Source organism: Nostoc sp. CHAB 5715 (assembly GCF_020829685.1).
Lineage (GTDB): Bacteria > Cyanobacteriota > Cyanobacteriia > Cyanobacteriales > Nostocaceae > Nostoc.
Window position 1 is genome coordinate 1 of record NZ_JAIVFR010000569.1, and the last position, 5,013, is coordinate 5,013.

The 5,013-nt window shown below is 38.4% G+C and carries 4 protein-coding genes and 1 pseudogene; all 5 read right to left on the reverse strand.

All coding sequences use genetic code 11. The features are described 5' to 3' along the window. Positions 1-116: 116 nt before the first annotated feature. A pseudogene (locus LC574_RS26260) lies at positions 117-527 on the reverse strand (penicillin acylase family protein); the annotation flags it as partial. 157 nt (positions 528-684) lie between these two features. After that, the gene (locus tag LC574_RS26265) at positions 685-2,331 is read right to left on the reverse strand and encodes a hypothetical protein (RefSeq protein ID WP_229456471.1); all 1,647 of its coding nucleotides are present in this window, start codon (positions 2,329-2,331) and stop codon (positions 685-687) included. Positions 2,332-2,744: 413 nt separating this feature from the next. Further along, positions 2,745-3,563 (reverse strand): thioesterase II family protein, encoded by an 819-nt coding sequence (locus tag LC574_RS26270; RefSeq protein WP_229456473.1) that lies wholly within the window; start codon positions 3,561-3,563, stop codon positions 2,745-2,747. A gap of 281 nt (positions 3,564-3,844) precedes the next feature. After that, on the reverse strand, positions 3,845-4,072 hold the full coding sequence (locus tag LC574_RS26275; RefSeq protein WP_229456475.1) for an MbtH family protein: 228 nt from the start codon (positions 4,070-4,072) through the stop codon (positions 3,845-3,847). An 85-nt stretch (positions 4,073-4,157) separates the two neighbouring features. After that, positions 4,158-5,013 (reverse strand): IS982 family transposase (locus tag LC574_RS26280; protein ID WP_229456477.1); only part of this gene is annotated, 856 nt, incomplete at its 5' end.

Below are 5,013 nucleotides of genomic sequence, written 5' to 3' on the forward strand. Positions count from 1 at the left end.
AGGACGTATCCTGATTTACTCAAGGCATTGGATGTGGCATTCGCAGAAGTGACTACAGAGAATTTACTCGGTTGGTTTACTCACTGCTGCTACTGTACTTCGGAAGACTGATAACCGCTATAAGCATTGATTCCAGCAGCAAAAGCATCCAGATAATTGCGAAAAGCTGGACTTTGTAATTTGTACCAAGAACGAGCGCGATTGGGGACTCCCATAGTCAGTACCCAGCGATCTGACTCTAAATATTTTTCTCCCCAGTATTCAGCAGCCCGTCCTCGTGCTTGACCATAAAGACGTAAAACCAGATTACCGTGACTTTGCATTTGCGCCCAACCAAATGCTTGGAATGCACTTTGGGTATCCTTACCAAAAATATGGGGTACGCCATAAGTATCCCAAAGTATTTCAGTGGATGTCGCTAATATCGCTCCATTCTGACATACCACAACTAAGGCAAAGATCAAACCAAGTATAAACGGTAAAATACGGAATACTTTTCTTCTAAAAACTCTCAGTAAATAGCGCATATTTTAGTTATGTAATTAATAAAGAGAATGTAAATAGCCTCTAATAATGATTTAGGCTTGCTATATTAATTTCATACTTGTAAGAAACAAGTTTAAAACTTCAAGAGCATGTTTTAGATAATAAAATTTTAGCCAATCATGTTGATATTTAGTATTTTTATTGTTGCCTCTTAACTATAATTCGCTCAATAATCTCTTCCGGCAGTTTATAAAGATTAGCAATCTCACTAATAGTAGCAACTCCTAGCTCAAACATATTCCTAATCTCCAAAATTTGCTTATTATTAAGGATTTTTCCATCCAAATTACCTACATTTGTACCAGATGTCTCTGGCTGACCAAACTCATAAATTCGTAACCCTTCTTTATATGGAAGTGTGCCTTGTATATATGCACACTCAACCCAAATCAATGCTTCTTCACTACGATTCTTGCCTACAGGACAAAGACGGTAATGCCTTCTTCTATGGTAACTACTAAATTGCTTTTTAGGTTCAGTACTACTGACCACTTCTTCTTGTTGAAAGTTATCAACTTTACCTATCTCATCACTCGAAAAAACTCCTGCTCTACAACTACGCTTACCACATATTTTAACTAGCGAATATCCCTGCTTATCTATTTTTAAAAGTGCTTTTCTCCTTGTATTTGCATCATCTGATTCTAATTCTTTACGTAAATTATTGGGAATAAATCCAGGTATTTGTTCTGAGATTTCTTCAGTAAACCGATAATTAGTTGTGTAAAATATAGCATTGATAACTAACTTTAAAATTTTTAATATAAATTTATGACATTTGTTATCATGAAATTCTTCAAATTCATAGAATAAAAAATCGTTCAATAATTCTATATTAAAATCAACATCAATTTTATCAAGTAAATTATTCTCCTCTAGATAATGAAATATGGCTTTCTTCTGAGAGGCAGAATTATCTATTATCTCCCAGTCTAAAGCTTCGCCAATAGTTATATCTGGATTAATTAAAGGAATTCTTACAGAAAGCGCTTCGGTCGGATACTCCGGCCAATTATCACTCAAAACTGGAAATTCTGGAGAACCAATTAATGCTAATTCAAAACCACCACTAGCTATTTCTTTTACATATACCCCCTCCAAGTAATATTTATTTATTTGATTATTTTTTGTTGACAACGAATATAAAAATTCACTGTTGACCACATGTCCCAGTTCTAACTCTAAGTCTTTTTGCAAACCAAAATGTAAATAAAAAGCTGGATATGGCAGTTTGACATCGCGTAAAGGAACGTTTTCTATATTTGTATTCTTAAAAGACTCTAATAAACATTGAGGAAAATCAAAAATATTTTTGCCTAAGTTATAAAAATTTACAAAAGCTAATGCCAACTTCAATTCATGGAGAATGTTGGCTCTCCAAGTATTGACAACAGGTGAATATTCATCATCAATTATCTCTGTACCTAAAGATTCTGGATTGAGAGCTTGATTTGGAACTTCTTTGAAAGTCTTTTTCAGATATTTTGCATAAGTTGTATTACCAGGAGTGTCGCATACTATCTCAGTAAAGAATTCATAAAAATCAGTTTGCAATGTACTAGTATTAAATATATCTGCTGAAGGCAAAACAGCAAAATTTAATAGTTGAGCAGCATATATTTTTTGATATTTATTGACAAATTTAGGTAAATACCTACGAACTAGAGCATACCGATAAGGAAAATACTTTTGTTGTCTTTGAAATCCCTTAAGACTCTTAGAATCTATTCCCAATAAAGAAGAGGCACTCATATGCAATCCTAATTGAAAAACTTCTTGTACCAACAATATTCAATATCGCTTAACCCCCAAACAGAAGTTCTAAATTTGTAAAGATATGCCTTCAAAGTATTGTATTTGGTTGATTAAAGCAGAATTGAGGAATCATAATTCAGCATGAATTGTAATCCTACTGTCGAAGCCGAAGGGCGAATGAATAAGTGGTGAAATATTGCGCTAAATCGTTCGATTAGAGTCTATGATCGGAGAAGGAAAAGATTTAGCGGTCTATAGCGGCGAGTTTGTAGCAAGATCCCGCAGGATATCCGCCACTTTCTTGTTCTGAATTTTTCCTCAACCAGGCGAGACCTTTATTTGCGCTCTGCTCAAGGATTCTGTAGATATTGATTGAACAAATCTTAGTGGATAATACATTCTACTAATTAGAAATGCAAGGCAAAATCAAGAATAATACAGAGTCAATTAGAATTCTCCTGTACAGGGTCTATTTTACTGGTAATTTGCTGTAGTTCTTGAGAAAGTGACTGTAGCAGGAGTGATTGGGCTGAGTGTAAAAAGAAATGATCGCCCCTGAACATCTGTAGTGAGAATGCAGCATTTGTCTGCTCGCGCCAAGCTTGAAGTTCATCGCAATTAACCTCCCGATCTTGTAAGCCACCAAAAGCAGTAATAGGACAATCAAGTGGTGGCTCGGCAGTATATACATAGGTTTCTAGAACTTCAAAGTCTGCTCTTAGAATTGGGACAAGAAGTTGCATTAATTCGGCATTTTCCAGCAGTGCTTCGGGAGTACCATTGAGACGGCGTAGTTCTTCTATGAACTCAGGCTCACTTAGAGCATGGATAGGTGGATCTGGATCGGGAATTTGTGGAGCGCGGCGACCGGAAACAAACATATGTACTGGTTCTAGACCGTACTGTTTGCGGAGTAAACGGGCTAGCTCAAAACTGACAACTGCTCCCATGCTGTGACCAAAGAAGGCGAATGGCTTGTTTAAATGTGGAAGCAAGGCGGGAGCAAACTGATTCCTTGTCAGCGCTTGGGCGATCGCACCCACAAGAGGTTCTAGCCGCGAGAATGGGGCTGACTTCATCTGGGTTCCTCGTCCAGGAAGTTCAATAGAGCAAACTTCCACAGTTGTAGGTAGACTCTCAGCCCATGTGCGAAAAATTATAGAACTACCACCTACATAGGGGAAGCAGAATAAACGCACCGAAGCCTGAGGATTAGGTTTGGTATATGTTAGCCAAGAGTTAAATGTTTGTGTGGTTGTCATATTTTTATGTCGAAATTGCACTTTTTTCCGTGTACCCCTCCTCTTAAGCAAGCTACGCACAGTGGCGACAATAGTAGAAGACTGTCACAAGTCATTTATTCTTTTTCCGACAAGACGCTTGAAGAAGAATTTAGAATCCAGGAATCAGAATGAAGATGCTTTCTACAAGACGCTATTGCTAGCAAGATCCCCGTAGGAGTACGTTGCTTCGGTCAAGAGTCCAGAATTTTTTTTACCTTTGACTCTTGACCTTGGACAACCTTTATGAAAAATCAAATGCGTTATGATTTACCTCCAGCAGCTTCTTCCATTTTCTTGCGAAGACTAAGTGGTCTCATATCAGTCCAAACTTCTTTGATGTAATCTAGACATTCTTGTTTCAAACCACTTTTGCCAGCATCCTTCCAGCCGAGTGCGTTTTCTCTGTCAGCAGGCCAAATGGAATGCTGTTCTTCATGATTGACTACAACTTTGTAAATTGTTGTGTCTTCTTTGTCGTCTTGGTACATAATTTATCTCCTGCTATTTAATTGGCTATGCTTTCTAAGATTTATTGAAGAAGAATTCAGAATTCAGAAGTACGCCTAATGTGAATTAAATAGGTTGAGATTGGAAAGTAAGAACATCAATACCAAAACGGCGACGAAGCAATAAACGTAATGTATGAGATGCAATTTTGGCAGCAATATGGACACAAAAGCCATCAACAGTTTTGTTGAGTAAGCGTGACGCCGGAGTACCGGCTACCGCTGCGCTATCGGGATTACGTCCGGTGTTTTGAATTTCATGAAAAACACCTTCGACGCGCTGACGAACACGACTAATAAAACGCTTCAAGCCATGAGAATGTTGAAGATGCTGGTTATCACGAGTGAGTGTCCAGATGCAATTACCAGTGCGACGAGCGTAGGCGCAGCCCGCCGTAGGCATCGCAGCCTGCCAATCAGCAGAAATAAATCCCTTGTCTGCGTAAATATTGCTATGATTAACTGCCTCTAAAACACCATCAGCAGCAATTCTCTCATCCGTATTAGCAGGCACTATATCATAAGAGATGGGAATTCCATTCCATGTTGAGAGCATCACTAACTTGTAGCCAAAATAACGCATTTCTCTGGCTGCACACCAACCAGGGGTAGCATTTCCGGCAAAATCGCTATGTCGCTTGTCACGTTTGAGTCCTAACACTGGTAATGGTTTGGTGTCGAGAAGGAAATATTTTTCACCTTCCCCAACCAATTGCTCCACCCAACTGCGGCGTAATTTCTCTAACATTCCATCTAATTTACCTAAGCGCCGATTGAATTGACTCTGGTCAAGTAAATTTGGAAACCATTCACTGTAATTTCCCCTGATGAAACCGAGAAACTGTGTTTCTCCAGGAAATGGTAGATAATCCATGACTAGTGCTAGTGTCATGATTTCACTGTCGCTCATACTTGCTTTCACC

Bases quoted from the DNA above. Each gene is read 5' to 3' on its own strand.
- LC574_RS26275 (WP_229456475.1), bottom strand. From the start codon at position 4,072: ATGTACCAAGACGACAAAGAAGACACAACAATTTACAAAGTTGTAGTC.
- LC574_RS26270 (WP_229456473.1), bottom strand. From the start codon at position 3,563: ATGACAACCACACAAACATTTAACTCTTGGCTAACATATACCAAACCT.